This is a genomic window from Buttiauxella cochleicola (assembly GCF_021283185.1).
GTDB classification, from domain to species: domain Bacteria; phylum Pseudomonadota; class Gammaproteobacteria; order Enterobacterales; family Enterobacteriaceae; genus Buttiauxella; species Buttiauxella massiliensis.
This window is the reverse complement of sequence record NZ_JAJSOS010000018.1, coordinates 1-24,350: the sequence shown is the minus strand read 5'-3', so window position 1 is coordinate 24,350 and position 24,350 is coordinate 1. Positions and strand designations below refer to the sequence as shown.

Below are 24,350 nucleotides of genomic sequence, written 5' to 3'. Positions count from 1 at the left end.
AATAATGATGAAACGCGTTTGTTTACTGATAACGGGATTGTTGTTGAGCGCCAATGTGCTGGCCGATAGTTGCGACTCGGCAACTTCACAAGCCGGGCTTAACGAGTGCGCCAGTAACGAATATAAAAAGCAGGATGATTTACTTAATCAGACTTACAAAGAGGCGATGAAACTCGCCACGGACACCCAGAAAACCCAGCTCAAAGCGGCGCAAAATGCGTGGATTGCATTTCGCGACGCCGACTGTGCATTCTTAACGTCTGGTGCTGACGGCGCATCCGTCGCACCGATGGTGCATGCACAATGCATGACGGATAAAACCCGCGAACGCACTGAACTGCTAAAAAGCACGCTGCAATGCGAAGAAGGGGATGTCAGTTGTGTCTTCCATCCACAACAAAATTAACGCACTCGAATTCCTTCAATAATCATTCGCTGCACGTTTTCCACCGTGCGGCGGAAAAACGCCTCGTCCTGTAGATTGCTACCCGCCACTGCTTCAACCTGGCTTGCGAAATCAGCGTAATGCTGAGTGGTTGCCCATAGCATAAAGATCAAATGATGCGGATCGACCGCCGCCAGTTTTCCGCTTTCAACCCAACCGGCAATGATTGCGGATTTATCATCAACCAGCGTTTTCAAATCTCCACTCAACTCTGCTTTCAGCAGCGGAGCGCCTTGTAGCATTTCAAGGCAGAACAGCCGCGAGGCCTGCGGGTAATCGCGGGAAACTTCCAGTTTCAGCCGGATGTATTCGCCTATCGCTACCAGCGGCTGTAAATCCTCACGAAACGCACGTAAAGGGGCAAGCCAGATATCAAGGATCTGCTTAAGCACGGCAATATAGAGCGCTTCTTTAGAAGGGTAATAATAGAGAAGGTTTGTTTTTGACACTTCCGCACGCTCAGCTACCTGTTCGATGCTGGTGCCGTGAATGCCGTATTGGGAGAAGAACTCCAGTCCTGCCGCCAGAATAGCCTGCTTTTTCGCCGCTACCGCTTTGGAACGCCGTCCGGTTTCTTTCGTTGCTGCCGCACCTTGTGCCATGCGCCCTCTCATCGTTCTGTTTTGCCCGACAGCATAGCAAAGACCACGTCAGAAGTGCGCGTTGTATGCACCCTGAACGCGCACGAACGCCTGTTTTTTGTGCACCAGTTTTGACCAAGCAGTCTGGTTTCAATCACCTAAAAACAGCAACCAATAAACAACATGCTGATAACAAGTGACTTTCTTAACCTGGCATCAGGTTTGCAAAGACTGAAATGACAAATCAATACCCATTAGCATTCGAGTTGCAGCAAGGCGGCAAGGACGATTGTCCCCAGGAGCTTACTTGAGTAAGTGACTGGGGCGAGCGTTTGCAGCCAACGCCGCTGCGGCCTGAAGGATGATGGGTATACCACCTGTGATGAGAGGCTTGCGATGAAAATTGGCGTATTCATTCCTATCGGTAACAACGGCTGGTTAATCTCCACGACTGCGCCGCAATACATGCCCACTTTTGAGCTCAATAAAGCGATTGTGCAAAAAGCGGAATACTACGATTTCGACTTTGCCCTCTCGATGATCAAACTGCGTGGCTTTGGCGGAAAAACAGAATTCTGGGATCACAACCTTGAGTCTTTCAGCCTGATGGCGGGCCTTGCGGCGGTGACCACCAAAATTCAGATCTACGCCACTGCCGCCACGCTGACTTTACCGCCCGCCATTGTGGCCCGCATGGCATCAACCATTGACTCCATCGCGCCGGGGCGTTTTGGCGTCAATCTGGTGACCGGTTGGCAAAAACCAGAATACGAGCAAATGGGGATCTGGCCAGGGGACGAATATTTCGCTCGCCGCTATGACTACCTGTCTGAATACGCCACCGTGCTGCGCGATTTATGGGGAACCGGGCAAAGTGATTTAAAAGGCGAGTTCTTCACCATGAACGACTGCCGCTTAAGCCCGCGCCCTGCCCAACCAGTGAAAATGATCTGTGCCGGGCAAAGCGACGCGGGCATGGCGTTCTCCGCAGAATACGCCGACTACAACTTCTGCTTTGGCAAAGGTGTTAACACGCCAACCGCGTTTGCCCCCACTGCCGCACGCATGATGGAAGCGGCGGAGAAAACCGGGCGCGATGTCGGCTCTTACGTGCTGTTTATGATCATCGCAGATGAAACCGATGAAGCCGCTCGCGCGAAATGGGAGCACTACAAAGCCGGGGCCGACGAAGAAGCCTTGGCATGGCTCACCGAGCAAAGCCAGAAAGACACCCGTTCTGGCACTAACACTAACGTACGGCAAATGGCCGACCCAACCTCAGCGGTGAATATCAATATGGGCACCCTGGTTGGCTCTTATGCCACCGTCGCCCGCTTACTGGATGAAGTGGCTACCGTGCCGGGCGCTGAAGGTGTACTGCTTACCTTTGATGATTTCCTGAGTGGCATTGAAGCCTTTGGCGAAAAAATCCAGCCGCTGATGCAATCGCGCGCGCACCTATCCCCATCAACCCGCGAGGTGGCGTAATGAAAAACATCACCCTGGATGCTCGCCCGGAAGCCATTACTTTCGCACCTGAACAAACGGCACTGATTGTCGTGGATATGCAAAACGCTTATGCAAGCAAAGGTGGCTATCTCGATCTTGCCGGGTTTGATGTTTCGGCAACTAAGCCGGTTATCGAAAACATCAAAATCGCGGTTGCAGCCGCTCGTGAAGCGGGGATGTTGATCGTCTGGTTCCAGAACGGTTGGGATAGCGATTACGTCGAAGCAGGCGGTCCAGGCTCGCCAAACTTCCATAAGTCCAATGCATTGAAAACCATGCGCAAGCAGCCGGAATTACAGGGCACGCTATTGGCAAAAGGCGGCTGGGATTACCAACTGGTGGACGAACTGGTGCCACAGGCAGGGGACATCGTTTTGCCCAAGCCTCGTTACAGTGGTTTCTTTAACACGCAGCTCGACAGCATCTTGCGTTCGCGCGGTATTCGCCACCTGGTGTTTACCGGCATTGCGACTAACGTCTGCGTGGAGTCGACGCTGCGCGACGGGTTTTTCCTTGAGTATTTCGGCGTGGTGCTTGCCGATGCCACCCATCAGGCCGGGCCTGCTTTTGTGCAGCAAGCTGCCTTATTCAATATCGAAACCTTCTTTGGTTGGGTAAGCGACGTCGGCACATTTTGCCAGGCGTTGCAGCCACAATCTTTCGCCCGCATTGCCTGATAAGGAATAACCCATGCCGAAATCCGTAATCATTCCGCCAGGAACCACAACGCCTATCGCTCCGTTTGTGCCAGGCACCCTCGCCGATGGCGTGGTGTATGTCTCCGGTACGCTGCCGTTCGATAAACAAAACAATGTGGTGTATGTCGGCGACGCTAAAGCCCAGACGCGCCATGTGCTGGAAACCATTAAGTCGGTGATTGAAACCGCAGGTGGCACCATGGATGACGTGACCTTTAATCAGATTTTTATTACCGACTGGACAAACTACGCCGCCATCAACGAAGTGTATGCCGAGTTTTTCCCAGGTGATAAGCCTGCACGGTTCTGCATTCAGTGTGGTCTGGTCAAACCGGATGCGTTGGTCGAAATCGCAAGCATCGCGCACATCGGGAAATAGCTTATGCAGATTGAGCTGACTCAAGCGCCCTTCCCCAACGCCCCGGTCTTGCTGCTAATAGCCGGGCTCGGTGGCATGGGCAGCTACTGGCTGCCACAACGTGCGGCACTGGCTGAACATTATCAACTGGTGGTTTATGACCAGCGCGGCACCGGTGTGAATAAGCAACCGCTGCCCAATGATTATTGCCTGTCTGATATGGCGCAGGAAATTCACACCGCCATGCTGCAACAGGGCATCACGCATTACAGCGTGCTTGGACACGCCCTGGGTGGCCTGGTCGCAATGCAGCTGGCGCTGGATTATCCCGCAGCCATCGACAAGCTGGCGATAATCAACGGCTGGTTGCAGCTCAACGCCCATACCCGGCGCTGCTTTGCGGTACGTGAAACGCTGTTGCAAGCTAGCGGCCCCGCTGCTTATTTGCAGGCGCAACCGCTGTTTCTCTACCCGGCAGACTGGATGGCGGCCAACCAGCCGCGCCTTGAAGCCGAAGAAGCGATGCATAACGCGCACTTTCAGGGGCAAGAAAATCTCACTCGCCGCCTGAATGCGTTAAAGACCGCTGACTTTCACGCCACCGCCGCACGCATCCACCAACCGGTGCTGGTGATTTGTTCCCGTGACGATCTGCTGGTGCCGTGGAGTTGCTCTGAAGAACTGCACGATGCACTACCTGATAGCCAGCTTGAAATCATGCCGTGGGGCGGGCACGCCTGCAACGTCACCGCGGCCAGTGATTTTAACCAGCGACTACTGACTTTGCTGGAAACCGAACCTGCTTATCACAAGGAAATTGTATGAGTCATGCTATTACTTCCGAAGCGCTGGAAACCTTATTTACTGGCGCGCATACCCATAGCGTCTGGCTGGATAAACCAGTGAGTGATGAACAAATTGCTGAGATTTATAACCTGCTACGCCTTGGCCCAACATCAGCCAACTGTTCGCCTGCCCGCTTTTTGTTTGTGCGCAGTACTGAAGCGAAAGCGCGCCTGAAACCCACTCTTTCTGCGGGCAATGTCGAGAAAACCATGACCGCCCCGGTTACCGCGATTGTGGCCTGGGACCCGGCATTCTTTGAGCAACTACCCAAATTGTTCCCTTACGCCGATGCCCGCGCCTGGTTTACCTCAAGCCCGGAACTGGCGCAGGAGACCGCCTTTCGCAACAGCTCGATGCAAGCGGCGTATCTGATTTCTACCTGCCGGGCACTCGGTTTAGATACCGGACCAATGTCCGGCTTTGACCGTGAAAAAGTGGATGCCGAGTTTTTTGGCACAAGCGGCTGGAAAAGTAATTTGCTGGTTAATATTGGCTACGGTGATCCGGCGAAAACCCATTCACGCTTGCCACGTTTAGCGTTTGAAGAAGCATGTGTTCTCGCCTGAGGAGTTAAAGATGATCGAAAAACAAGCCTTTCGCGACGCGATGTCGTGCCTTGGCGCGGCGGTGAATATTGTCACCACCGACGGTCCAGCCGGACGTGCTGGGTTTACCGCCTCGGCGGTATGTAGCGTAACGGATGAGCCACCAACATTGCTGGTTTGCCTGAATCGTAGCGCTTCCGTGTGGCCGATTTTTAGCCGCAATCAGGCGCTGTGTGTCAACACGCTGGCGGCCGGGCATGAAGATCTTTCGAATTTATTTGGTGGGAAGACGGCGATGAGCGAACGCTTTTCAGCTGCCCGCTGGCGGCACGGTGTAACCGGCTGCCCGCAACTGGAAGGCGCACTCGTATCGTTCGACTGCCGCATTAGCCAGGTCGTCGGTGTAGGTACGCATGACATCTTATTTTGTGAATTAGTCGCCCTTGAACGTAACGACGATACCCATGGCCTGGTGTGGTTTGACCGTGGCTACCATCAACTGATGCGGCCTGCCTGTTAGCCGACACGATATCTGCTGGAGATGAATATGGCGAATACCTGGTTTCCACAATGGCGTAAAAAAACTGCGGTAGAAGGTGGTGTGGTGGCTCCGGACGAAACGCTGCCGCTGGGCCAGACGCTGGTGATGGGCGTGCAACATGCGGTAGCGATGTTTGGCGCCACGGTGCTGATGCCGCTACTGATGGGGCTTGACCCGAATCTGTCGATATTGATGTCGGGTATTGGGACATTGCTGTTCTTTATCGTGACTGGCGGACGGGTGCCGAGTTATTTAGGCTCAAGTGCTGCGTTTGTTGGTGTGGTGATAGCCGTTACTGGTTTTAACGGGCAAGGGCTGAATCCACATTTGAGCGTAGCGCTCGGCGGAATTATCGCCTGCGGTTTGGTATATACGCTGATTGGTTTTGTGGTGATGAAAGCCGGAACAGCCTGGATTGAACGTTTAATGCCACCGGTCGTGACCGGTGCGGTGGTGATGGCGATCGGCCTTAACCTCGCACCAATCGCGGTGCGCGGCGTTTCAGCCAGCAGTTTTGATAGCTGGATGGCAGTCATGACGGTGTTGTGTATCGGGCTGGTCGCGGTGTTTACCCGCGGCATGATTCAACGCTTGCTGATTCTTATTGGCCTGATACTCGCCTGCGCCATTTATGCGGTTCTGGCGAATGGGTTTGGCTTTGGCAAACCGGTCGATTTCGCCCTGCTAAGTTCAGCCGCCTGGTTTGGCATTCCGCAAATCACCTCCCCGACATTTAACGCACAGGCAATGATGTTGATTGCCCCCGTTGCGGTGATTCTGGTGGCCGAAAACCTTGGGCACCTGAAAGCCGTCGCCGGGATGACGGGCAAAAATATGGACCCGTACATCGGCAAAGCCTTTGTTGGCGATGGCCTTGCAACGATGCTTTCGGGTTCCGTTGGCGGCAGCGGTGTCACGACCTATGCCGAGAATATCGGCGTGATGGCAGTAACCAAAGTCTATTCAACGTTGGTATTTGTGGCGGCATCCGGGATCGCCATGCTATTGGGGTTTTCACCTAAATTTGGTGCCTTAATTCATACCATTCCTGCCCCGGTTATCGGCGGGGCCTCTATTGTGGTGTTTGGTTTGATTGCCGTGGCAGGCGCACGCATTTGGGTGCAACACAATGTTGATTTAAGCCAGAACGGCAACCTGATTATGGTGGCGGTAACCCTGGTTTTAGGCGCGGGTGATTTCGCCTTAACACTGGGCGGCTTCACGCTTGGCGGCATTGGCACGGCAACGTTCGGCGCGATTATATTGAACGCTATTCTGAGCCGACGCCAAGTGGTTATAGGCCAAAGTACAGTCATTCCGTAGGCCGGATAAGCGAAGCGTCATCCGACACAACGGCTGGAGTGGGTGGATGGCGCTACCCTACAAAGCTGATAATGATGTTTCTTTCTTCTTACGTTTAAGCTTCAACTCACTTACCAGAACGCCCAACACAATTAACGCGCCGCCAAGCAGAGCTAACACAGGTAAGCGTTCCCCGGCTATACGCCCGAAAATCCCTGCCCACACCGGCTCGCCAGTGTAAATTACCGTAGCACGGGTTGGTGAAACGCTGCGTTGCGCCCAGTTCATCGTCACCTGAATAATGGCGCTGAAAATGCCTAGCCCTAATGCAATCACCAGCAAACCGGGGGTAAACGATGGCACGCTTTCCCCGGCAGGTATCATGGTGGCAAAAGCCACAATCGAGGCGGTAGCGAGCTGGACAATGGTGACACGCTTAATATCCACTTTGCCCGCCCAGGCGCTGATGAGGATAATTTCTGCGGCAATCGCCAGAGCGCTTATCAGCGTGATAATTTCGCCCGCGCCGAGTGTGAGTGAGGTATTTTCCGGCCCGGCAAGGAAGACCAAGCCAATAAATGCCAGCACCACACCCACCCAGGACATCACCCCCGGCATTTTACCAAGGCATATCCATTGCAGCACAGGCACCAGCGGGACATACATCGCCGTGATAAACGCTGATTTACTGCTGGGAATAGTCTGCAAACCCCAGGTTTGCATGCTGTAACCAATGGCAATAGAAACGCCGATAAACACGCCCGCCTTCACTTCAAGCCAGGTCAGGCCACGCAGCGATTTTATTGACAGCAACCCAACGGCTAACGCGGCCGTCGCGAAACGTAAACCAACAAAAAAGAATGGCCCGCTCATGGTCATCGCATATTGCACAGCAAGGAAAGTCCCACCCCAGAACATGGTGATGAGGATCAGAATCGCTTCTTGAGGTTTGACGGATAGTTGATAACGACGAAGTAAGGCAGACATGAAATGACCTGGACGAGATAAGCAAGCCGGATAGTGTGCGATGAGGTGCAGAGCCATGCAATGGGAGAGTCAAAATAAAACCGCCGGTAAAAACCGGCGGTTGGGGTTAGTCTGGCGAGTGACTACTTACTACTGCCTTTGCCGTGACTATTTTTGCCCCCTTTTTGGCCTGCTTCTGAGGCGCGCTGCGGGTCATTCTTGAAATTCCCGCCACTATGCTGGCCACCTTTACGACCTGCTTCTGATGCTCTTTCACGGTCTTCAGCGAAATTACCTGAACCACCACGATGGTTTGCCATTTCTAACCTCCGGATTGGTGAAATAGTTAAGTCATCATATTGCATTCAGTCAAAGAAGATTCTTTCACCGCGCAGCTTAAGTACCGCTACGTGGAACTAAGCTTAGTGCAGTCAGGGCAATTGACCAGTTAACCGTAATATCTTGCAACATGTAATCGCCAAAATGGGTGATTTTTTTGCCGCTTAATCCATAAGACTTTCTTATTTTTAATGAAATAGTCACCTAATGAAAATGTGACGTAATTTTACGGAAATAGGCCCCCTCTTGTGCTGAATCAAGGAAACAGCTCTCCAGGTTGCACTCTGAGCCACAGCACATATCTTTAGAGGAGTGCAGCAAGTCGCTGCGTCACAGGTAGGAGTGAAGCGAAATGGCTAAAGTTCTGGTGCTTTATTACTCAATGTACGGACACATCGAAACCATGGCACGCGCTGTGGCAGAGGGTGCACAGAAAGTAGATGGCGTGGAAGTGACGGTGAAGCGAGTCCCGGAAACCATGTCAGGTGAAGCTTTCTTAAAAGCCGGGGGGAAGACGCAAAATACCCCGCAAGCCACACCGCAAGAGCTTGCCGATTATGACGCTATTATTTTTGGCACTCCCACTCGCTTTGGCAACATGGCCGGCCAGATGCGCACATTCCTCGATCAAACTGGCGGCTTATGGGCATCGGGCGCTTTGCACGGCAAACTTGCCAGCGTATTTAGTTCGACAGGCACCGGCGGTGGCCAGGAACACACAATCTCCTCAACCTGGACAACTCTTGCTCACCACGGGATGGTCATTGTTCCCATAGGCTATGCTGCGCAAGAGTTGTTTGATGTCTCTCAGGTTCGCGGCGGGACGCCGTACGGTGCAACAACAATTGCCGGAGCTGATGGTTCGCGTCAGCCAAGCCAGGAAGAGCTTTCCATTGCTCGCTATCAAGGTGAACACGTAGCGGGCCTTGCCGTTAAACTACATGGTTAAATAATTCTGGAGGAGTACATGCAGAATCAACAATCAAAAGTTCATCACGTAGGTGAATGGGCGAGTTTACGTAACACCTCTCCTGAAATCGCTGAGGCTATTTTTGAAGTGGCTAAATACGACGAAAAAATGGCGGAGAAAATTTGGGAAGATGGCAACGATGAGGTACTGGCGTTGGCATTTGAAAAAACAGATAAAGATTCGCTATTTTGGGGCGAACAGACGATAGAACGCAGAAACGTTTAGTCTGCACCGACCTCCCCCGCATCACGCGGGGGAGACAGTCACTTCCTCACTTCACGCTCTGCGCCAATACTTGCGTAAATTTATCCCACGGACAAAAACCATTTGCATCAGTTGGACAACCATTAAGCTGGAGCGTAACCCGCTGCGGTGGCTGTTGTAGACTTAGCACATCAGCTTTACGCAGTTGTTCCGCGCTTTGATAAACGTATTCCACCTTCATCAATTCACGATTGTTATTCGCATCATGCCAGCGCTGGAACATAATTTTCCCGCCAATTGGCGTGCGTTCATACTGTTCAGGCAACTGATAAGGTTTAAAATCCAATGCCGTCAAAAGCGATGCAATATTGGAGTCATGCCCCACCAGCAAAGTGATTTTTGGCCCTTTATTATTACTGCCCGCCAGCGCTTTCTGAATATATTTAATCAGCGGTGCCGCCACATTCTGAGCAACCTGTGGTGAGGTGAATAATGTATCCTGATAGCCATTTTTCAGCTGCGATAACACTTTCCACTGCTGATCCGTTTTGATTTGCCCCCAGGCAACTTGATCCAGTGGGAACCCTTCGTAATATTGCAATGTGAACGCATCGACCAGCGAGTTCCCCACTTTTAGTGGGCCGCTCACTCCCGGCTCCTCTGTGGCATTAGCAGTGAATTTATCTTTTTCCGCCGTGAGATCGCACTGCTGCTTTTCTTTACAGCTTGGTGAGTCTTTAAAAGCAACTATCTGCTCAAGCAACTGATAGCTGTCGCTCAGTTTGTACTGCTCGCGCTGGGTTTCCATCGCCTTCACAGCTGCTTGTTGAAACTCAGGTGAACCATTGGTGATCACCGGATTAAACGTTGGGTCCATCGTACCCATTTTCTCCTGGTGATGGACAGGCACATCACAACCAGGGAACGCACCAGTGATAAAGAACTGTGCTGTGGCAACGGTGCGTTGCAAACTGTTCGCGTAGGCATAAATGCTTTGTGGCGTTGGGCATTCACCGCTGGTCACCAACCCCTGCTCCGCAAACCATTCACGCAAATAATGGCCCATATACACTTCCAACACGCCACCTTTGGTGGTGAGTTGGCCGCCTGGCACATCCCACTCCGGCCATGATTGCGCCGTCGACTGTTCCAGTACGCTGCCATTATTGGCAAGAGGCGCACGCAGATTATGACGACTCATTAGTAAAACCTGTTGAAGCTGGTAACCCTGTGGTGCTGTTTCGGCTTGAGCCAACGCAGGAGCGAAGTAAGCCATTGCCAGTAATGCCGCGATCGTATTTTTATTCATCTCTTCATCCTCAAGATGTTATTGCACATAAGTGCCGCATTCAGTTTGGCAGAAAAAACTGACACCGCCTTCCGGGCCGCTCGCAAAACGGTGAGATGAAGGAAAACTACTCAATCCCGGCGGGAGGTTTTATAATAAAACTAATAAAGGCCCTAAGCCTGTGGAGGATTAATGAAACGCAAAAGTATGGAGGGTAACGTCTGCCCGGTTGCCCGTTCACTGGATATCATTGGTGACTGGTGGTCATTGCTTATCGTGCGCGATGCTTTAAACGGCCTGACACGTTTTGGTGAGTTCCAGAAAAATCTCGGCATCGCCAAAAACATGCTTACTCAGCGACTCAAGCAACTGGTGGAACAAGGTATTTTGACCGTGCGTCCTGCCACTGACGGCAGCGCCTGGAATGAGTATGTGTTGACCGAAAAAGGCCGCGCTCTGCAAACGGTGCTGGTTGCGCTGGCACAATGGGGTGGTGACTACTTGTTTGATAGCCATGAAAAATGCAGCGTACTTGTTGATGGCGAGCATCATCAGCCGCTGCGTAAACTCCAGCTACAAGCGCAGGATGGCCGCACGCTTGCGCCTGATGAGGTGGTGGCACAGCGCCCTGAGTTAGTTTAAGAACGAGATATCCGAGGCGACTAGTGCAACGACATCCACTCTTCGCCGATTCCCTTTTATTATTAATCTCTTAATCCACCAGCAAGCGTTCGTCTCAATGCAGAAATAAAAAAATGCACGCAATGTGGTTGCATTATAGAACCAACACGCCTAATTTTAATTTAGTTTCATTATGAAACCACAAATCAACTTTCACGACGAGGCTTTACCATGACCACTTCCCCTTCTGTTGCAGTCATCACGGGCGCATCTTCAGGTATTGGCACGATATATGCTGAGCGCTTTGCCGCTCGCGGTTTCGACCTGTTATTAGTCGCACGCCGTGAAGAGCGTTTGCGTGAACTGGCGAGTAAGCTTGAAGCCCTGCATGGCATCTCCGTTCAGATACTACCGGCCGATCTGGCGGCAGAAAGCGGTATTCAGGTGGTTGAAGCAGCGCTGCGCAGTAATGAACGAATCAGTGTGCTGGTCAATAATGCCGGAACCGCGCACCTTGCTCCTTTCACCGCAGGCAGCGCTGAATTACACCAGACGGACATAATGCTGAATATCACCGCGCTGACTCGTCTAAGCCTCGCCGTCCTCGGCCGTTTCCAGGCACAAAATAGTGGCACCATTATCAACATCGCCTCGGTCGTCTCACTCCACGCCATCGCGGGGAGTGCCGTGTATAGCGGTACCAAAGGCTATGTGCTGAATTTCACGCGTGGTTTGCAGCAAGAGATTGCGGGCAGCAATGTGCGCATTCAGGCGGTATTACCTGCGGTCACCGCAACGGAAATCTGGGAGGTATCAGGTGTATCAATGGATCATTTAGCCCCGGATTCCATTATGACCGCTGAAAATATGGTTGATGCCGCACTGGCGGGATTGGATCAAGGCGAGGAAGTGACGGTGCCACCCCTGCACGATCTGGCATTGTGGGAAGCCTATGAATCAGCACGACTGGCGATTTTCGATGCTTCCCGAACAGGAATTCCTGCTCCGCGATATCAGAAGCAATAAGCGTAAAGCGCGGGATTCGTCCCGCTTTTCTGCATGATTTTGTAAAAGATGACTTGTTTAATTGAGGTTGTAGTCAGATTGCTATAATTAGTATCAGTAATCACTTCTTACCAATAATGTAATGAAAATGTTCAATTATTCTACGATGGGCGCACTCGCCCTGGTTATCCTGGTTTGGCTTGCCATACTTTTTGATACTGCCAATATTCTCCATCACATTGCTGAAAGCCTGCATCTTATTGAAAATATGGTAAAAAATGACATTAATTAAGCTTTAGCATCTAAAGACGAATATTTTCTGCTCATCTTCCCCCTGCATTCCAAATAACTCAAACATTACCAGGGGACAGACCTCTGTACTCCCTCCAGATATTGGCGAAATCACAATCCACCTGCTACAAATTGTAGTGTCCAAATAGAATTTGCCATAACAAATATTGTTCATAATACATACGCTTCGGCTATGGCGTGGCGTTTGTGTGGTTACAATAAAATACATCATCTCTGAAGTTAGTTGATTAATGTTGTTTATCAATCCGCAGGCCCGAAGTACAGGTGCTAATACATTTTCAGATGGCGGAGAAACATTAATCATTAAGAGGTGATAATAATGAAGCAAAAGTAAGGCTGCAGGCACATGAAAAAAATCGCCGTAATATTCTCTGGGTTGTTCTTTTCAACATTTTCACACGCAAGTGCACTCTATTTTTATGAAATTGGTACGGAAGATACGGCTCTGGCTGGCGCTGGTCAGGCCGCTCGTGCGCAGGATGCGTCAACGATTGTGACCAACCCGGCGGGGATGACTCGCCTGCCGGATCATATGTTCACCGGTGGCCTGCAAGCATTAGGTGGCGACATAGACTACCAGTTAGATAATTCAGCACAACGCAGCCCTGGCAACGTGATGAATGTGATGCCAAATGCCAGTAGTTTCTACAGCCAAAAAATTAATGACGACCTCTACGCGGGCATCGGGCTCTATGGTAACTACGGGCTGGGTATCGATTTTGGCAATTGGGCAGGCGAGCGCCTGATCAAGAAAAGCACATTGATGGCGATGACTCTTAGCCCTTCTTTAGCGTATAAGCTCAGCGATCGGGTATCTGTCGGGGCTTCTGCCAATATTAACTACGGTTTCCTATCACTGACCCGTGATGTCGATGGCGTTGATGACAAACAAAAAGATCATGACTGGGCGATGAGTTATCGTCTTGGCCTATTGATGCAGTTGACCGACCAGACTCGGGCGGGTGTCACCTGGAACAGTAAAACCGAATACGATTTTAATATTGACGGCAAGGCTCGCTTACCAAACCTGCCAAACGTGCAATATGACCTGCCGATTACTGCCCAGGTTAATGCTCCACAGCAGATAATGTTGAGCCTGGTGCATGACATTGATAAACAGTGGTCAGTGATGGGTGACCTGGGTTGGCAGGACTGGAGTGAGTTTGGTGCACCGCAAATTACCGTGGTCGGCCAGCAGGTGGATAAAAATAGCCGAATGAAAGATACCTGGCATACCGCACTTGGGGTGCAGTATCGCCCGACGGAACAATGGCGTCTGAATGCTGGCGTCGCGTTTGATAGCACGCCGTACAAAGATCAAAGCGATGTAGCCATGACCATACCAACCGGGGATGAATGGCGCTTTGGTACCGGTGCGCAATACCAGATTACTTCAGCCAGTAATATTGGTGTAGCCGTCGAATACCTGCATATGCAGTCTTCAAAAGTACAGTCACCCGGAATATTCCAGGGCAGTTATGACCACCCTTATCTCTGGTTTACCAGTGTCAATTACAGCTATCAGTTCTAAACTTTAAAGCTGGGCCAGTTAGCCGGACTTTTATGTTTGCTTATTTTCGCCTGTCACGTCGTCAAGACCATCGGAGGCTACTAGTCACATATGACTGTCCCGTTACCTGGCGCTCACATTTTGCTGGCAGCACTGCTATTCAGCCCGATCTGTTTTGCAGTAGACGGCGGTCGTCTTAAGCAACGCGCAGATGCGGTTCTCACGCTGATGAGCTACACCGTCGTGCCAGACGTCACCGCCAGCGATCTTAATATTGGCAATGGTAATAACGAGAGCCATGAACTTACCATTACCCAATTTGGCGGCGGAGCAACACTCAGTGAATCCTTTCCCCTTTATCTTGAAGGGACGATGAGTTACAGCCGTTATGACCCGCAATTTGTGCTGACCAACGGTGAAGAAAGCCGCAAGATCCCAACAAAATGGAACAGCGTGACCGCGACCGGTGGCGTTGGCTGGGATTTTCATCTGTATACCGATAAACGAGGGGGAAATCTGGTGCTACGCCCCATTGCCAATTTCATGCTGGGCACCATGGTGAGTGATTTGCGCGTTGGCACTTACGTGCTTGAGCAGCGTAGAGATAGTGATTTTGATTTTCTTGATGGTGGACGGCTCAACGCTTATGGCCTGGGAGGCTCGTTAATGCTCGACTACGAGCTATTTTCCAGGCCCCAGGACATCGATATTGAGCTGCGCTATTCCGGAATGAGCCTGCAAACCTTCGGTAATACCTCACGTGCCGTCAAAGGGCACGCCAGCACGGAGAACCTCGGGCTTTATCTGCGTCGTCGGGCACCGTTATTTGACTGGAAGTTGCTTAAAAGCCCGGTTCGCTATGTGCTCGAAGGTGCACATACTGAATATCTTGGCGATCAACGCGGCCAACTTGGCTTTAATAGTCTCTCATCTGTGGGGCTGGGCTTTGAGCTTGATAGCAGTAAGTATGATGTTTTTATTACCCGGACTCGCCTGGTGGCTCGCTACATGTTCGGTAATAACACCACGGGTTATGGTATCGGCCTGGCTATGAGTTTCTGACCACCAGCAATTGTAAAACTCCCCGAATAGCCTCTCGCAATTAAAATCGCAAACTAAGGTTTTTATAAGGTTGATCCTGTCTGATTAATAAAAATTAAAAGACGGGAGGTCATATGGCTATTAACCCTTATTTATATGTGCGAATTAATGATTATTTCTCTGGTGAGTTCACAACTCACCTCTTGCCAGAGTACAACCGTGATTTTCGCATGATACGCTTGCCTGGTCTGTTTTCGTTATTTTCCCTACGGCAGGTTATATGAAGCGTAGATTACCTTTTCAGGTAAAACTCTTTTTATCTCTGGTGCTCTTTTCGTGCCTGCTATTGGCTTTGCTGGGTGTGATGTTGTTCCACTTTATGGACCGGCAAATACAACACGACCTGGGTCAACGTGCACGTGTTCAGGCCAGCGAAATCGCACTGATACCGGGGCTTGCGGAAATGGTAGCAACGCGTGACATGACGGGAATTGCCCGTTTAATCCAGCCCTTACGTAAACAAAGTGACGCCAGTTACATTGTGATTGGCGATGTCCGCGAACAGCACCTTTACCACTCTGAATCCCCGGAACGCATTAACCTACCAATGATTGGAGGAGATAACGCCGAAGTTTTGCAAGGCAAAACGATTATTTCTACGCGTAAAGGTGGTATCGGTGTTTCATTACGTAGCAAAGCGCCAATCTTTAACGCTAAAAACCAAGTGATTGGGATTGTCTCTGTTGGTTATCTCACTTCATATATCGCCAATATTAATGCCAACCGGCTCTGGCAAGCAGGTTTATATGGCCTGCTGTTATTGATTCTGCTGTTTATTTTTTCATGGGTATTCACCCGCAATGTCAAAAAACAAATGTTCTGGCTGGAGCCAAAGGATATTGCTCTGCTTGTTCTCCAACAAAAAGCGTTGCTCGAAGCAATGTATGAAGGTGTATTTGCCGTTAACGCGCAGAAGCAGCTGATATTAATTAACCGTGCCGCGCGCGAATTGCTGGATATTCGCCAGCCTGAAAATGAACTACTCGGCAAACCACTGGATGAGATATTACAAACGCCACCCACATTTTTTAATCAACATGGCGTGACAGAAAATAACAGCCATCACGATCAAATAACCGTGCTGAATCAACGGCAGGTGATTGTTAACCGTGTACCGATTGAACTCGAACCAGGGGCTGAAAGCGGCTGGGTTTTTAGTTTCCGCGACAAAAATGACATGAACACTCTGAGCAGCCAATTAAGCCAGGTGAAGCGCTACGCAGACAACCTGCGCATCATGCGCCACGAACAGTTGAACTGGACTGCAACACTCGCCGGTTTGTTGCAGATGCAGCGCTATGACGATGCGATGCGCTATATCCAGGCGCAATCCGAGGGGGCACAGAATGTGCTGGATTTTGTCTCAGCGCATTTCACCTCCCCTGCCCTTTGTGGCCTGTTATTGGGGAAATACGTCAGCGCACGCGAAAAAGGTATTGAGCTTACATTTGACCCGGCCTGCCAGTTAACCCGTATTCCCGCGACAATTGGTGAAACCGAACTTATGTCTGTGATCGGCAATTTACTCGATAACGCTGTGGACGCCACGTTGAAAGCCCAAATACATTCGGTACCTGTGGAGCTCTATATTTCAGACAGAAATCAGGAACTGGTGATTGAAGTAGCCGACCAGGGCTGCGGTGTGGATGACGCGCTAAAACCCCATCTTTTTGAGCAAGGCGTCACCACTAAACCATCAAGCATTCATGAGATGGCAGGTTCAGAACATGGCATCGGTTTATATCTGGTTGCCAGCTACGTCCATCAGGCACACGGCAGTATCGAAATCACAGACAATACGCCGCAAGGTACAATATTTTCTGTTTTTATCCCCTTTCCGGTAAGTGTTTGAGCAGGGTAATACCATGAATACCAGCAACTCATTTGATGTCGTCATCGTGGAAGATGAACCCCACCTTGCCGGTTTGCATCGCGACTTTATCGAACAAAACTTTCACCTGCGCGTCGTGGGAATTGCCGCAACACTTGAGCACGCTCGCTCCCTGCTGGAACTACATCAGCCACGACTGATATTGCTCGACAACTTTTTGCCGGATGGCCAGGGGGTGGATTTAATCGACAGCCCGCTTCTTAAGAGCTTCGACTGTTCGGTGATTTTCATTACTGCTGCCAGCGATATGCAAACTTGCAGCCAGGCGATGCGCAGCGGCGCGTTTGACTACATCATCAAGCCCGTCTCATTTCACCGCCTGCGCAGTTCGCTGGAGCGCTTTATGCAACTGGTCAAAACGTTGCGTCATGTGAAGACAGTTGATCAGAATGCGCTGGACCGATTGTATAACCTACCCGTCATCAATGCGGCCTCAGCCCCATCCACGAAAGGAATTGAGCCAAACACGCTGGAGAAAGTTCAGCGCATTTTTACGAGCAGACCTGATATCAGTTGGTCGGTAGAACAGGTGGTAGAAGAAGTCGGAATAAGCAAAACCACAGGGCGCCGTTATCTCGAGTATTGCGTGGAAATGGGTATTATCGGCGTCGAGATGCAATACGGAAATATCGGCCATCCGCGACGTCTGTACCGCAAAATTGGGGGATAACACCTGCGGTTTCTCCCACCTTCAACGGTGGGTAAATGCATATTTTTGTAGCGCGAATCAGCGTAGCGTCATCCGATATAGCCGCACGCTTTCGCGGTTTTAATGGTGTTAATTGCCGAAAAAAAGCCCCGAATCACAATTCGGAAAGTTAAAAAACTCCCCCCATTGCCTGTCAAACCCCATGCGCTATGTTGACCATTAGTTACTCAAATGCAGCTAAAGGTTAATAATAATGTTAAATAAAATACATCTCTCTGTAATCACTACCGCTGTACTGATGTCTTGCTCCGCAATGTCTGCACTTCCTCAAGGCTACCCGGCTGACTACCAAAAAGTCGTCGATGCTGCGACTAAAGAAGGCAAAGTGGTCATCTATTCAACCACCGATACCAAAGCCGCTGGCCCGCTAATTCAGGGGTTTGAGACTGCATACCCAGGTATTAAAGTTGAATATAACGATATGAACAGTACCGAACTGTATAACCGTTATATCAGCGAACAAGCGGCGGGTGGCACCAGCGGCGATGTGGTCTGGAGCTCCTCAATGGACACCGCGCTGAAACTGGCTGTCGACTATGCCCAGGAATATAAATCCCCTGAGCAGGGTCAGTTGCCAAAATGGGCTGTGTGGAAAGACAAAGCCTACGGCACAACTTATGAGCCGGTAGTGTTTATCTATAACAAACGTTTGATTCCGGCGAATGAAGTGCCAGATTCCCATACCGCGCTGGCAAAACTTATCGCCAGCCAGCCTGATAAATTCAGCAAAAAAGTTACCACTTACGACATTGAGAAATCCGGCCTGGGCTTCATGCTGTCTGTACAGGATTTCAGAGCTGACCCGAATTACTTCAAAACTCTGGCTGATATCGCTAAAGGCGGCCTGTCTGTGCAGTCGTCCACCGGCACCATGATGGAGAGGGTCTCATCAGGTGAAAACCTGATCGGCTTTAACATTCTGGGTTCCTACGCTGAAGCTCGCGCCAAAACCGATCCGTCTCTGGGGATTTCCTATCCGAAGGATTACACCCTGGTGCTGTCGCGCGTGTCGTTTATCAGTCAGCAAGCGCAAAACAGCAATGCTGCGAAACTGTGGTTGGACTACGTGCTGTCTGAAAAAGGGCAAAGCATCCTGGCCAATCAGGCCGACATCCCATCCATCCGCAACGATATCGAAGGCAAAAATGATATCGACGGCATGACGAAAATGTTAGGCAATGCACTCAAGCCAATCCCTGTGGATGAAACACTGCTGGAATATCTGCAACAGAAAAAACGTCTGGATTACATCAAACAGTGGCGTGCTGCCGCGGCTAAATAAATTTCCCCTACGTCATTCACGCTACAGGTGCGTTGGCTACACTCGCTCACCCGAAACACTTACTCGAGTAAGCTCATCGGGATTTGCTTGATTGCCGCATGCCTGTAGCGCGAATGACTTGGGTAAATCAGTCGTTGAAAAAGGAAGTCGTATGAGTGCATTGCTAAGAAAGTGGCAGAGCCTGCCACGCAGCATTGTGGTGTTAATAACAGCGCTGGTTATCTACATACCGCTGTCGTTCATCGTGATACAAAGTTTCCTCTCTGCACCGTTCTTTTCGCCCTCAAAAGAGTGGAGCCTTGAATCTTTTGGCTTCATCTTTACCGATCCTGATTTCTACAGGGCATTGAAAAGCGGATTTATTCTGGCTATCGGCCTTGTGGTTATTGCCATCCCACTGGGTGGAATTCTGGCATTCCTGATGGTGCGCACCGATTTGCCAGGCAGACGTTTGATTGAACCGCTGATCCTGGTGCCAATTTTTGTTTCGCCGATGGTTCTGGGGTTTGGCTATGTGGTCGCCGCCGGGCCGGTAGGTTTCTTCTCGCTGTGGGCCCAATCCATTCTTGGTTTCGTGCCGTGGAATATCTACGACATGTCGAGCATTGTGGTAATCGCCGGGCTAACGCATGTTCCGCACGCATATCTCTATATATCCTCAGCACTGCGCAGCGTGGGGTCTGATGTCGAAGAAGCTGCTCGTATAGCCGGAGCCTCGCCGTTACAGGTAATGACCGCCGTCAGCCTGCCGATGGTGCGCCCTTCTATTCTGTACGCCACCGTGTTGCTGTTCTTCCTTGGGCTGGAAGTGTTCGGCCTGATGCTGGTGCTGGGCGATCCGGAAGGCAACATGGTGTTGGCCACTTATCTGTATCAGTTGACCAATAAACTCGGTACACCTTCCTATCATCTGATGGCCGCGGTTGCCGTGGTGCTGATTTGTATCACCATTCCGCTGGTGATGTTGCAACGTCGCCTGATGCGTACCGCCAACCGCTTTGTAACGGTGAAAGGCAAAGCATCACAGGCACGCGCATTACCGCTGGGTAAATGGCGCTGGGTAGCCGGTGCGGTAGTGGCATTCTGGCTAACAGTGACTATCGGTGTTCCGCTAATTGGCGTGATGTTGCGCGCGTTTATTTCTAACTGGGGCGTAGGCGTATCCATCTGGGATGAACTGTCGCTTCAAACTTTCCGCACTATCTGGGAGCAGCCGAACCTGCTGCGCGCCATTGTTAACTCGATGGCGATTGGTGTTATTGGTGGCGCACTGGCTGTTGCCTGTTATCTGTTTATCGGCATCGCTATGCACCGCAAACCAGACAACATCACGCGTTTCCTCGACTACAGCGTGCTGGTGCCACGCGCGGTTCCAGGGCTACTGGCGGGTCTGGCATTCCTGTGGGTTTTCCTGTTCCTGCCGATGTGGCTCGATAATGCACTCAAATCCGGCTGGCTTTCCGGAATGCCGTGGTCGCAGTGGTTGCGCGATAACCTGGTGGTATGGCTGCGTTCGTTGCGCAGTACCATTTTCAGCGTCTGGCTGGCTTATACCGTCGTATGGATGGCGTACGGTCTGCGGCTGATTTCCTCAACGTTGCTGCAAGTCGGGCCAGAACTGGAAGAAGCTGCGCGCAGCACCGGTGCGACTCGCGGGCAAATCACTCGCCACGTCACTATTCCGTTATCGCGCTACGGCCTGATTGGATCATGGTTGCTGATGTTCCTGATTTTTGAGCGCGAATATTCAACCGGCGTGTACCTACTTGCACCAGGTACAGAAACTATCGGCTCAATGCTGGTTTCCCTGTGGGCCGCCGGAGCCATTGATATTGTTGCCGCTCTCTCGTTTATTAACATCCTGCTGGTGGTGGTAGGTCTGGGGATTGCCCTTCGTTTTGGAGTCAAACTGCATGATTGAATTAACGGTCGAGAACCTGCACTTAACCTACGGTGACAACCCGGTATTAAAGGGTGTTTCCATGAATCTGAAACGTGGCGAAGTCGTCTCTTTGCTCGGGCCATCAGGCAGCGGCAAAACCACATTATTACGCGCCGTCGCCGGGCTGGAAAAACCCACCCAGGGCACGATTACCATCGGGAAAAACAAAGTTTACGACGGCACACCGCGTAGCGAGATCCCTGCCGAAGAGCGCAACCTTGGGCTGGTATTCCAGTCTTACGCACTGTGGCCACACAAAACCGTATTCGAAAACGTGGCCTACCCGCTGAAGCTGCGCAAAGTCGCTGCCGCTGAAATCACTCAGCGCGTACAAGACGTACTGAACCAACTTGGCCTTGGGCATCTGGGTAAACGCCATCCACATCAACTCTCTGGTGGTCAGCAACAGCGCGTAGCGATTGGCCGAGCGCTGGTTTACAACCCGCCGGTGATTCTGCTTGATGAGCCACTATCAAACCTTGATGCCAAATTGCGTGAAGAAGCCCGTGTATTCCTGCGCGAGTTGATTATCAAACTGGGATTGTCAGCCCTAATGGTCACGCACGATCAGAATGAGGCGATGGCGATATCTGACCGAATTTTGTTGCTCAATAACGGCAAAATCGAACAGCAAGGCACTCCACAGGAAATGTACGGATCACCAAAGACCCTCTTTACCGCAGAATTTATGGGTAGTAACAACCGTCTGCACGGCAAAGTCACCGAGGTGCGTGACGGAAAAGCGCATATCGAAGGCAAAGGCTGGACGTTGTGGGGACAAGCTGGGGAAGGTGTGCAAAGTGGTCAGGAAGCGACGGCTGTTATCCGCGTGGAACGCGTAATGCTGGTTGACGGCCCAGGCGAAAACCAACTTGAACTCCCGTTGCTGACCAGCATGTATCTTGGCGATCGCTGGGAATATTTGTTCCGTACTTCGGGCGATGATTTTGTCATTCGCGCCTATGGCACCAGCCTTCGCGATCCCCAGCATTGCCATCTGGCATTACCTGAGGAACATGTCTGGATTTTCCCTAAATCCTGATGCTTGCAGGGAGCAGTGATTCGCTGCTCCCTGCACTAATTAGTTCTATATGAATAAATTTTGCAAATCACTAACGTATCAAAATTACCCCTCACGCTTATATATCATCAGCAACTTACGCATTGCTTTTCATTTCGTTATTGGTTTAAATCACCACGCAACAATCTAAAGCCGCGACTAATTTATATTTTTCATGACCAATACCAAATATTTTGTCAAAAAAATGTGAAGACAATTAACAATAAAATGCTTTAGATAAACACATCATTACTTAATGAAACTTGTCTATATAAAATAAAACATCGTTAATGGCAGGGATGTTTATTTTATAAATCGATAAGTATTTCTTTTTGTGTGCGACAGGAATAAATGTGGAAATAAATCTCTTTCAGGTTTTATCAACTATTGCATTAGCGATTGAAACCAGTGCGCCTGAATTGAATGGTCATCATAAACGGACGGCGTTCATCGCGAATGAGTTGGCGGCTGAGCTCAAGCTAGTGCCTAAATACCGCGAAGATGTTTTTATTTCTGCATTGCTGCATGATATTGGTGGTCTGGTAAAAAAAGATTATTTAATCGCCATCGACGATCAAGAACCTTATAGTCACGCACATGCAACCTATGGTGCTTCCATTTTTAAGATGGTGCCGTTATTGGCGGATAAAGCATCAATCATCCTCCATCATCATAGGAAATGGGGTTATGGGCAGGGTGAATACCAGGATGATGAGCGTATTCCGTTCGCCAGCCATATCATCTACCTGGCTGACCGCATCGATATTCAATATCTTAAATTAAGAAATAGTGGGCATGAGTCGCCAGCTGAACGCTGCGTTGAATTGATAAAAGATGAAGTAGAAACACGTTTTCATCCACTCGTGTTAGAAGCGTTTCTTCGCCTGGCAAATAAAACTTATTTTTGGCTGGGACTAACCAGACCATTGCCATTACATCTCTTGAGAATGTACTCACCCATAGCTGATAAAACAATCAGCCTCGATGAGTTAATGGATTTTGGGCTACTACTTAATACCATTATTGATATGCACTGTAACTTCACTTGCCGCCACTCATTACATGTTGGAATTGTTGCCAGATTTCTTGCTGAGAAATGCCACTATTCTGAAGTTGAGTGTAAGAAAATTGAATTGGCAGGCTATCTGCATGATATCGGGAAGCTGGCCATACCGATGAGTTTATTGCACAAAGAAGGCAAACTTGATGATGCAGATATCGCGATACTAAAAAGTCATAGTTATCATACCTTTGAGCTGCTTTCATCCATCGACGCTATCAAAGATATCGCGCGCTGGGCAGCACTTCATCATGAGAAACCGAATGGTTATGGTTATCCATTTAGTCTGGCTGGTGATGAGATTGGGCAAGAGTGTCGGATAATTTCGGTTGCCGATGTGTTTGTGGCACTGACTGAAAACCGCCCTTATCGCAATGCAATGCCTGCGAATAGAGTGAGCGAAATCCTTCATCAGGAAGCCGAAAATAACTCGCTTGATAGCGAACTGGTTAATATTTTGCTGGAACACCGACAAGAGGTGATGACTCTTACTGATAATATGGATTTGGCACAATTGTATTGATAGAGTATATAGCGCCCATACTGTTAACTGCCAGATATATCCAGTCAGCTTAAACATGGGCGCAAGTAATATTACTTCTGCAATTACAGCTTAACTCTAATTTGCATATATATCTTATCGATTCAATATTTCCTGCGGGATTGGTTCACCGTGATACTTTTCGTATATAGCATTTAACTTTCCATTTTTAATATTGGTTTCAATCCACTCATTAAGTTTTTCTTTTAACTCAGGCTGGTTTTTTTGCAGCCCAATCGCCAAATCAAAAACGGTCAGCGTCATCTTTGGTTCAAAATTCAGTTTTGGATTCTGTTTTTTTATCTGATTAACGAGTGTCGCTGAAGTTGCAACGGCGTAAGCCTGGAGTGATAAACGACAGAAACGAAAAAGCCCCAGCTTATTTCTAAGCTGGGGCTAAAATGTTGGTGGAAGCGTAGAGATTCGAACTCTAGAACCCTTTCGGATCGCCGGTTTTCAAGACCGGTGCCTTCAACCACTCGGCCACGCTTCCAACGAGGCGAACTATAAACATACCCAAACTGCATGTAAAGAGTGATTTTGTTCGTTCGCCTGAAAAATCATCAAATCTGGTTTATTTGTTTGAAACACCAACAAACAGAAACGAAAAAGCCCCAGCTTATTTCTAAGCTGGGGCTAAAATGTTGGTGGAAGCGTAGAGATTCGAACTCTAGAACCCTTTCGGATCGCCGGTTTTCAAGACCGGTGCCTTCAACCACTCGGC

At 50.0% G+C, this 24,350-nt stretch carries 26 protein-coding genes and 1 tRNA gene; 21 read left to right on the top strand and 6 right to left on the bottom strand.

Annotation, left to right across the window (positions count from 1 at the left end; all coding sequences use genetic code 11):
* Positions 1-7: 7 nt before the first annotated feature.
* The gene (locus LVQ76_RS21115) at positions 8-406 is read left to right on the top strand and encodes a lysozyme inhibitor LprI family protein (protein WP_232922412.1); all 399 of its coding nucleotides are present in this window, start codon (positions 8-10) and stop codon (positions 404-406) included.
* Here the strand turns inward: LVQ76_RS21115 and rutR are convergent.
* Positions 403-1,047 (bottom strand): HTH-type transcriptional regulator RutR, encoded by a 645-nt coding sequence (gene rutR / locus LVQ76_RS21110; protein WP_232866539.1) that lies wholly within the window; start codon positions 1,045-1,047, stop codon positions 403-405. The two genes, LVQ76_RS21115 and rutR, sit on opposite strands and share 4 nt — an antisense overlap.
* Positions 1,048-1,422: 375 nt before the next feature.
* On the opposite strand from rutR, the gene rutA reads away from it, so the two are divergent.
* The 7 genes from rutA to rutG are packed head-to-tail and all read left to right on the top strand — an operon-like array spanning position 1,423 to position 6,846.
* Positions 1,423-2,514 (top strand): pyrimidine utilization protein A, encoded by a 1,092-nt coding sequence (rutA, locus tag LVQ76_RS21105; RefSeq protein WP_232922422.1) that lies wholly within the window; start codon positions 1,423-1,425, stop codon positions 2,512-2,514.
* Positions 2,514-3,212 carry a pyrimidine utilization protein B gene (gene rutB / locus LVQ76_RS21100; RefSeq protein ID WP_232922411.1) on the top strand — a complete coding sequence of 233 codons (699 nt, stop codon included), beginning with the start codon at positions 2,514-2,516 and terminating at the stop codon, positions 3,210-3,212. The genes rutA and rutB overlap by 1 nt, the downstream gene beginning before the upstream one ends.
* Positions 3,213-3,225: 13 nt before the next feature.
* A complete protein-coding gene (gene rutC / locus LVQ76_RS21095) occupies positions 3,226-3,612 on the top strand; it encodes a pyrimidine utilization protein C (RefSeq protein WP_151992658.1) in 387 nt (128 codons plus the stop codon).
* A 3-nt stretch (positions 3,613-3,615) separates the two neighbouring features.
* On the top strand, positions 3,616-4,416 hold the full coding sequence (gene rutD, locus LVQ76_RS21090; protein WP_255681898.1) for a pyrimidine utilization protein D: 801 nt from the start codon (positions 3,616-3,618) through the stop codon (positions 4,414-4,416).
* Entirely contained in the window at positions 4,413-5,003 is a 591-nt protein-coding gene (locus tag LVQ76_RS21085; protein ID WP_232922410.1) for a malonic semialdehyde reductase, read from the top strand. The genes rutD and LVQ76_RS21085 overlap by 4 nt, the downstream gene beginning before the upstream one ends.
* Positions 5,004-5,013: 10 nt before the next feature.
* A complete protein-coding gene (gene rutF, locus LVQ76_RS21080) occupies positions 5,014-5,502 on the top strand; it encodes an NADH-dependent FMN reductase RutF (protein ID WP_232866552.1) in 489 nt (162 codons plus the stop codon).
* Between the two features lie 27 nt (positions 5,503-5,529).
* Positions 5,530-6,846, top strand: coding sequence for a pyrimidine utilization transport protein G (rutG, locus tag LVQ76_RS21075; RefSeq protein ID WP_232866554.1), 1,317 nt, complete (start codon positions 5,530-5,532; stop codon positions 6,844-6,846).
* 57 nt (positions 6,847-6,903) lie between these two features.
* On the opposite strand, the gene LVQ76_RS21070 is transcribed toward rutG, so the two are convergent.
* Positions 6,904-7,812 (bottom strand): DMT family transporter, encoded by a 909-nt coding sequence (locus tag LVQ76_RS21070; RefSeq protein ID WP_232922409.1) that lies wholly within the window; start codon positions 7,810-7,812, stop codon positions 6,904-6,906.
* 122 nt (positions 7,813-7,934) lie between these two features.
* A complete protein-coding gene (locus LVQ76_RS21065) occupies positions 7,935-8,111 on the bottom strand; it encodes a con-10 family general stress protein (RefSeq protein ID WP_034456279.1) in 177 nt (58 codons plus the stop codon).
* A 371-nt stretch (positions 8,112-8,482) separates the two neighbouring features.
* Here LVQ76_RS21065 and wrbA point away from each other — a divergent pair, with 371 nt between their 5' ends.
* Positions 8,483-9,079: an NAD(P)H:quinone oxidoreductase gene (gene wrbA / locus LVQ76_RS21060; protein WP_232922408.1), complete on the top strand. Its 597-nt coding sequence runs from the start codon at positions 8,483-8,485 to the stop codon at positions 9,077-9,079.
* Between the two features lie 18 nt (positions 9,080-9,097).
* Entirely contained in the window at positions 9,098-9,325 is a 228-nt protein-coding gene (locus LVQ76_RS21055; RefSeq protein ID WP_064517714.1) for a YccJ family protein, read from the top strand.
* Positions 9,326-9,371: 46 nt separating this feature from the next.
* On the opposite strand, the gene agp is transcribed toward LVQ76_RS21055, so the two are convergent.
* The gene (gene agp / locus LVQ76_RS21050) at positions 9,372-10,613 is read right to left on the bottom strand and encodes a bifunctional glucose-1-phosphatase/inositol phosphatase (RefSeq protein WP_232922407.1); all 1,242 of its coding nucleotides are present in this window, start codon (positions 10,611-10,613) and stop codon (positions 9,372-9,374) included.
* Positions 10,614-10,784: 171 nt separating this feature from the next.
* On the opposite strand from agp, the gene LVQ76_RS21045 reads away from it, so the two are divergent.
* The 11 genes from LVQ76_RS21045 (at position 10,785) to LVQ76_RS20995 (ending at position 23,608) form a co-directional block, all read left to right on the top strand.
* A complete protein-coding gene (locus LVQ76_RS21045; protein WP_232866563.1) occupies positions 10,785-11,234 on the top strand; it encodes a winged helix-turn-helix transcriptional regulator in 450 nt (149 codons plus the stop codon).
* Positions 11,235-11,444: 210 nt separating this feature from the next.
* Complete coding sequence (locus LVQ76_RS21040; RefSeq protein WP_232922406.1) at positions 11,445-12,239, top strand: SDR family NAD(P)-dependent oxidoreductase; 795 nt, start codon at positions 11,445-11,447, stop codon at positions 12,237-12,239.
* A 127-nt stretch (positions 12,240-12,366) separates the two neighbouring features.
* Complete coding sequence (locus LVQ76_RS21035; protein ID WP_232922405.1) at positions 12,367-12,510, top strand: hypothetical protein; 144 nt, start codon at positions 12,367-12,369, stop codon at positions 12,508-12,510.
* Between the two features lie 366 nt (positions 12,511-12,876).
* A complete protein-coding gene (locus tag LVQ76_RS21030) occupies positions 12,877-14,061 on the top strand; it encodes an OmpP1/FadL family transporter (protein ID WP_232922404.1) in 1,185 nt (394 codons plus the stop codon).
* A gap of 90 nt (positions 14,062-14,151) precedes the next feature.
* Complete coding sequence (locus tag LVQ76_RS21025; protein WP_232922403.1) at positions 14,152-15,102, top strand: hypothetical protein; 951 nt, start codon at positions 14,152-14,154, stop codon at positions 15,100-15,102.
* A 259-nt stretch (positions 15,103-15,361) separates the two neighbouring features.
* Positions 15,362-16,993, top strand: coding sequence for an ATP-binding protein (locus tag LVQ76_RS21020; protein ID WP_232922402.1), 1,632 nt, complete (start codon positions 15,362-15,364; stop codon positions 16,991-16,993).
* A gap of 13 nt (positions 16,994-17,006) precedes the next feature.
* Positions 17,007-17,702, top strand: coding sequence for a response regulator (locus LVQ76_RS21015; protein ID WP_232922401.1), 696 nt, complete (start codon positions 17,007-17,009; stop codon positions 17,700-17,702).
* Between the two features lie 232 nt (positions 17,703-17,934).
* Positions 17,935-19,023, top strand: a complete 1,089-nt coding sequence (locus LVQ76_RS21010; protein WP_232866580.1) for an ABC transporter substrate-binding protein — start codon at positions 17,935-17,937, stop codon at positions 19,021-19,023.
* A gap of 151 nt (positions 19,024-19,174) precedes the next feature.
* Positions 19,175-20,944 carry an ABC transporter permease gene (locus LVQ76_RS21005; RefSeq protein ID WP_232922400.1) on the top strand — a complete coding sequence of 590 codons (1,770 nt, stop codon included), beginning with the start codon at positions 19,175-19,177 and terminating at the stop codon, positions 20,942-20,944.
* A complete protein-coding gene (locus LVQ76_RS21000) occupies positions 20,937-22,007 on the top strand; it encodes an ABC transporter ATP-binding protein (RefSeq protein ID WP_232922399.1) in 1,071 nt (356 codons plus the stop codon). The genes LVQ76_RS21005 and LVQ76_RS21000 overlap by 8 nt, the downstream gene beginning before the upstream one ends.
* 371 nt (positions 22,008-22,378) lie before the next feature.
* A complete protein-coding gene (locus LVQ76_RS20995; protein ID WP_232922398.1) occupies positions 22,379-23,608 on the top strand; it encodes an HD-GYP domain-containing protein in 1,230 nt (409 codons plus the stop codon).
* Between the two features lie 114 nt (positions 23,609-23,722).
* On the opposite strand, the gene LVQ76_RS20990 is transcribed toward LVQ76_RS20995, so the two are convergent.
* Together LVQ76_RS20990 and LVQ76_RS20985 are read right to left on the bottom strand one after the other, a co-directional pair.
* Positions 23,723-24,004 carry a transporter substrate-binding domain-containing protein gene (locus LVQ76_RS20990; RefSeq protein ID WP_233338086.1) on the bottom strand — a complete coding sequence of 94 codons (282 nt, stop codon included), beginning with the start codon at positions 24,002-24,004 and terminating at the stop codon, positions 23,723-23,725.
* A 27-nt stretch (positions 24,005-24,031) separates the two neighbouring features.
* Positions 24,032-24,119: transfer RNA gene (locus LVQ76_RS20985), tRNA-Ser, on the bottom strand.
* Positions 24,120-24,350 lie beyond the last annotated feature (231 nt).

Excerpts from the sequence above, each read along its gene's own strand:
- rutB (WP_232922411.1), top strand. The coding sequence starts at position 2,514 with ATGAAAAACATCACCCTGGATGCTCGCCCGGAAGCCATTACTTTCGCA.
- LVQ76_RS21005 (WP_232922400.1), top strand. The coding sequence starts at position 19,175 with ATGAGTGCATTGCTAAGAAAGTGGCAGAGCCTGCCACGCAGCATTGTG.
- LVQ76_RS21045 (WP_232866563.1), top strand. The coding sequence starts at position 10,785 with ATGAAACGCAAAAGTATGGAGGGTAACGTCTGCCCGGTTGCCCGTTCA.
- LVQ76_RS21085 (WP_232922410.1), top strand. The coding sequence starts at position 4,413 with ATGAGTCATGCTATTACTTCCGAAGCGCTGGAAACCTTATTTACTGGC.
- LVQ76_RS21015 (WP_232922401.1), top strand. The coding sequence starts at position 17,007 with ATGAATACCAGCAACTCATTTGATGTCGTCATCGTGGAAGATGAACCC.
- LVQ76_RS21025 (WP_232922403.1), top strand. The coding sequence starts at position 14,152 with ATGACTGTCCCGTTACCTGGCGCTCACATTTTGCTGGCAGCACTGCTA.
- LVQ76_RS21115 (WP_232922412.1), top strand. The coding sequence starts at position 8 with ATGAAACGCGTTTGTTTACTGATAACGGGATTGTTGTTGAGCGCCAAT.
- rutG (WP_232866554.1), top strand. The coding sequence starts at position 5,530 with ATGGCGAATACCTGGTTTCCACAATGGCGTAAAAAAACTGCGGTAGAA.
- LVQ76_RS21010 (WP_232866580.1), top strand. The coding sequence starts at position 17,935 with ATGTTAAATAAAATACATCTCTCTGTAATCACTACCGCTGTACTGATG.
- rutF (WP_232866552.1), top strand. The coding sequence starts at position 5,014 with ATGATCGAAAAACAAGCCTTTCGCGACGCGATGTCGTGCCTTGGCGCG.
- rutC (WP_151992658.1), top strand. The coding sequence starts at position 3,226 with ATGCCGAAATCCGTAATCATTCCGCCAGGAACCACAACGCCTATCGCT.
- LVQ76_RS21030 (WP_232922404.1), top strand. The coding sequence starts at position 12,877 with ATGAAAAAAATCGCCGTAATATTCTCTGGGTTGTTCTTTTCAACATTT.
- agp (WP_232922407.1), bottom strand. The coding sequence starts at position 10,613 with ATGAATAAAAATACGATCGCGGCATTACTGGCAATGGCTTACTTCGCT.
- LVQ76_RS21040 (WP_232922406.1), top strand. The coding sequence starts at position 11,445 with ATGACCACTTCCCCTTCTGTTGCAGTCATCACGGGCGCATCTTCAGGT.
- rutR (WP_232866539.1), bottom strand. The coding sequence starts at position 1,047 with ATGGCACAAGGTGCGGCAGCAACGAAAGAAACCGGACGGCGTTCCAAA.
- LVQ76_RS21000 (WP_232922399.1), top strand. The coding sequence starts at position 20,937 with ATGATTGAATTAACGGTCGAGAACCTGCACTTAACCTACGGTGACAAC.
- LVQ76_RS21055 (WP_064517714.1), top strand. The coding sequence starts at position 9,098 with ATGCAGAATCAACAATCAAAAGTTCATCACGTAGGTGAATGGGCGAGT.
- LVQ76_RS21070 (WP_232922409.1), bottom strand. The coding sequence starts at position 7,812 with ATGTCTGCCTTACTTCGTCGTTATCAACTATCCGTCAAACCTCAAGAA.
- LVQ76_RS21020 (WP_232922402.1), top strand. The coding sequence starts at position 15,362 with ATGAAGCGTAGATTACCTTTTCAGGTAAAACTCTTTTTATCTCTGGTG.
- wrbA (WP_232922408.1), top strand. The coding sequence starts at position 8,483 with ATGGCTAAAGTTCTGGTGCTTTATTACTCAATGTACGGACACATCGAA.
- LVQ76_RS21035 (WP_232922405.1), top strand. The coding sequence starts at position 12,367 with ATGTTCAATTATTCTACGATGGGCGCACTCGCCCTGGTTATCCTGGTT.
- LVQ76_RS21065 (WP_034456279.1), bottom strand. The coding sequence starts at position 8,111 with ATGGCAAACCATCGTGGTGGTTCAGGTAATTTCGCTGAAGACCGTGAA.
- rutD (WP_255681898.1), top strand. The coding sequence starts at position 3,616 with ATGCAGATTGAGCTGACTCAAGCGCCCTTCCCCAACGCCCCGGTCTTG.
- rutA (WP_232922422.1), top strand. The coding sequence starts at position 1,423 with ATGAAAATTGGCGTATTCATTCCTATCGGTAACAACGGCTGGTTAATC.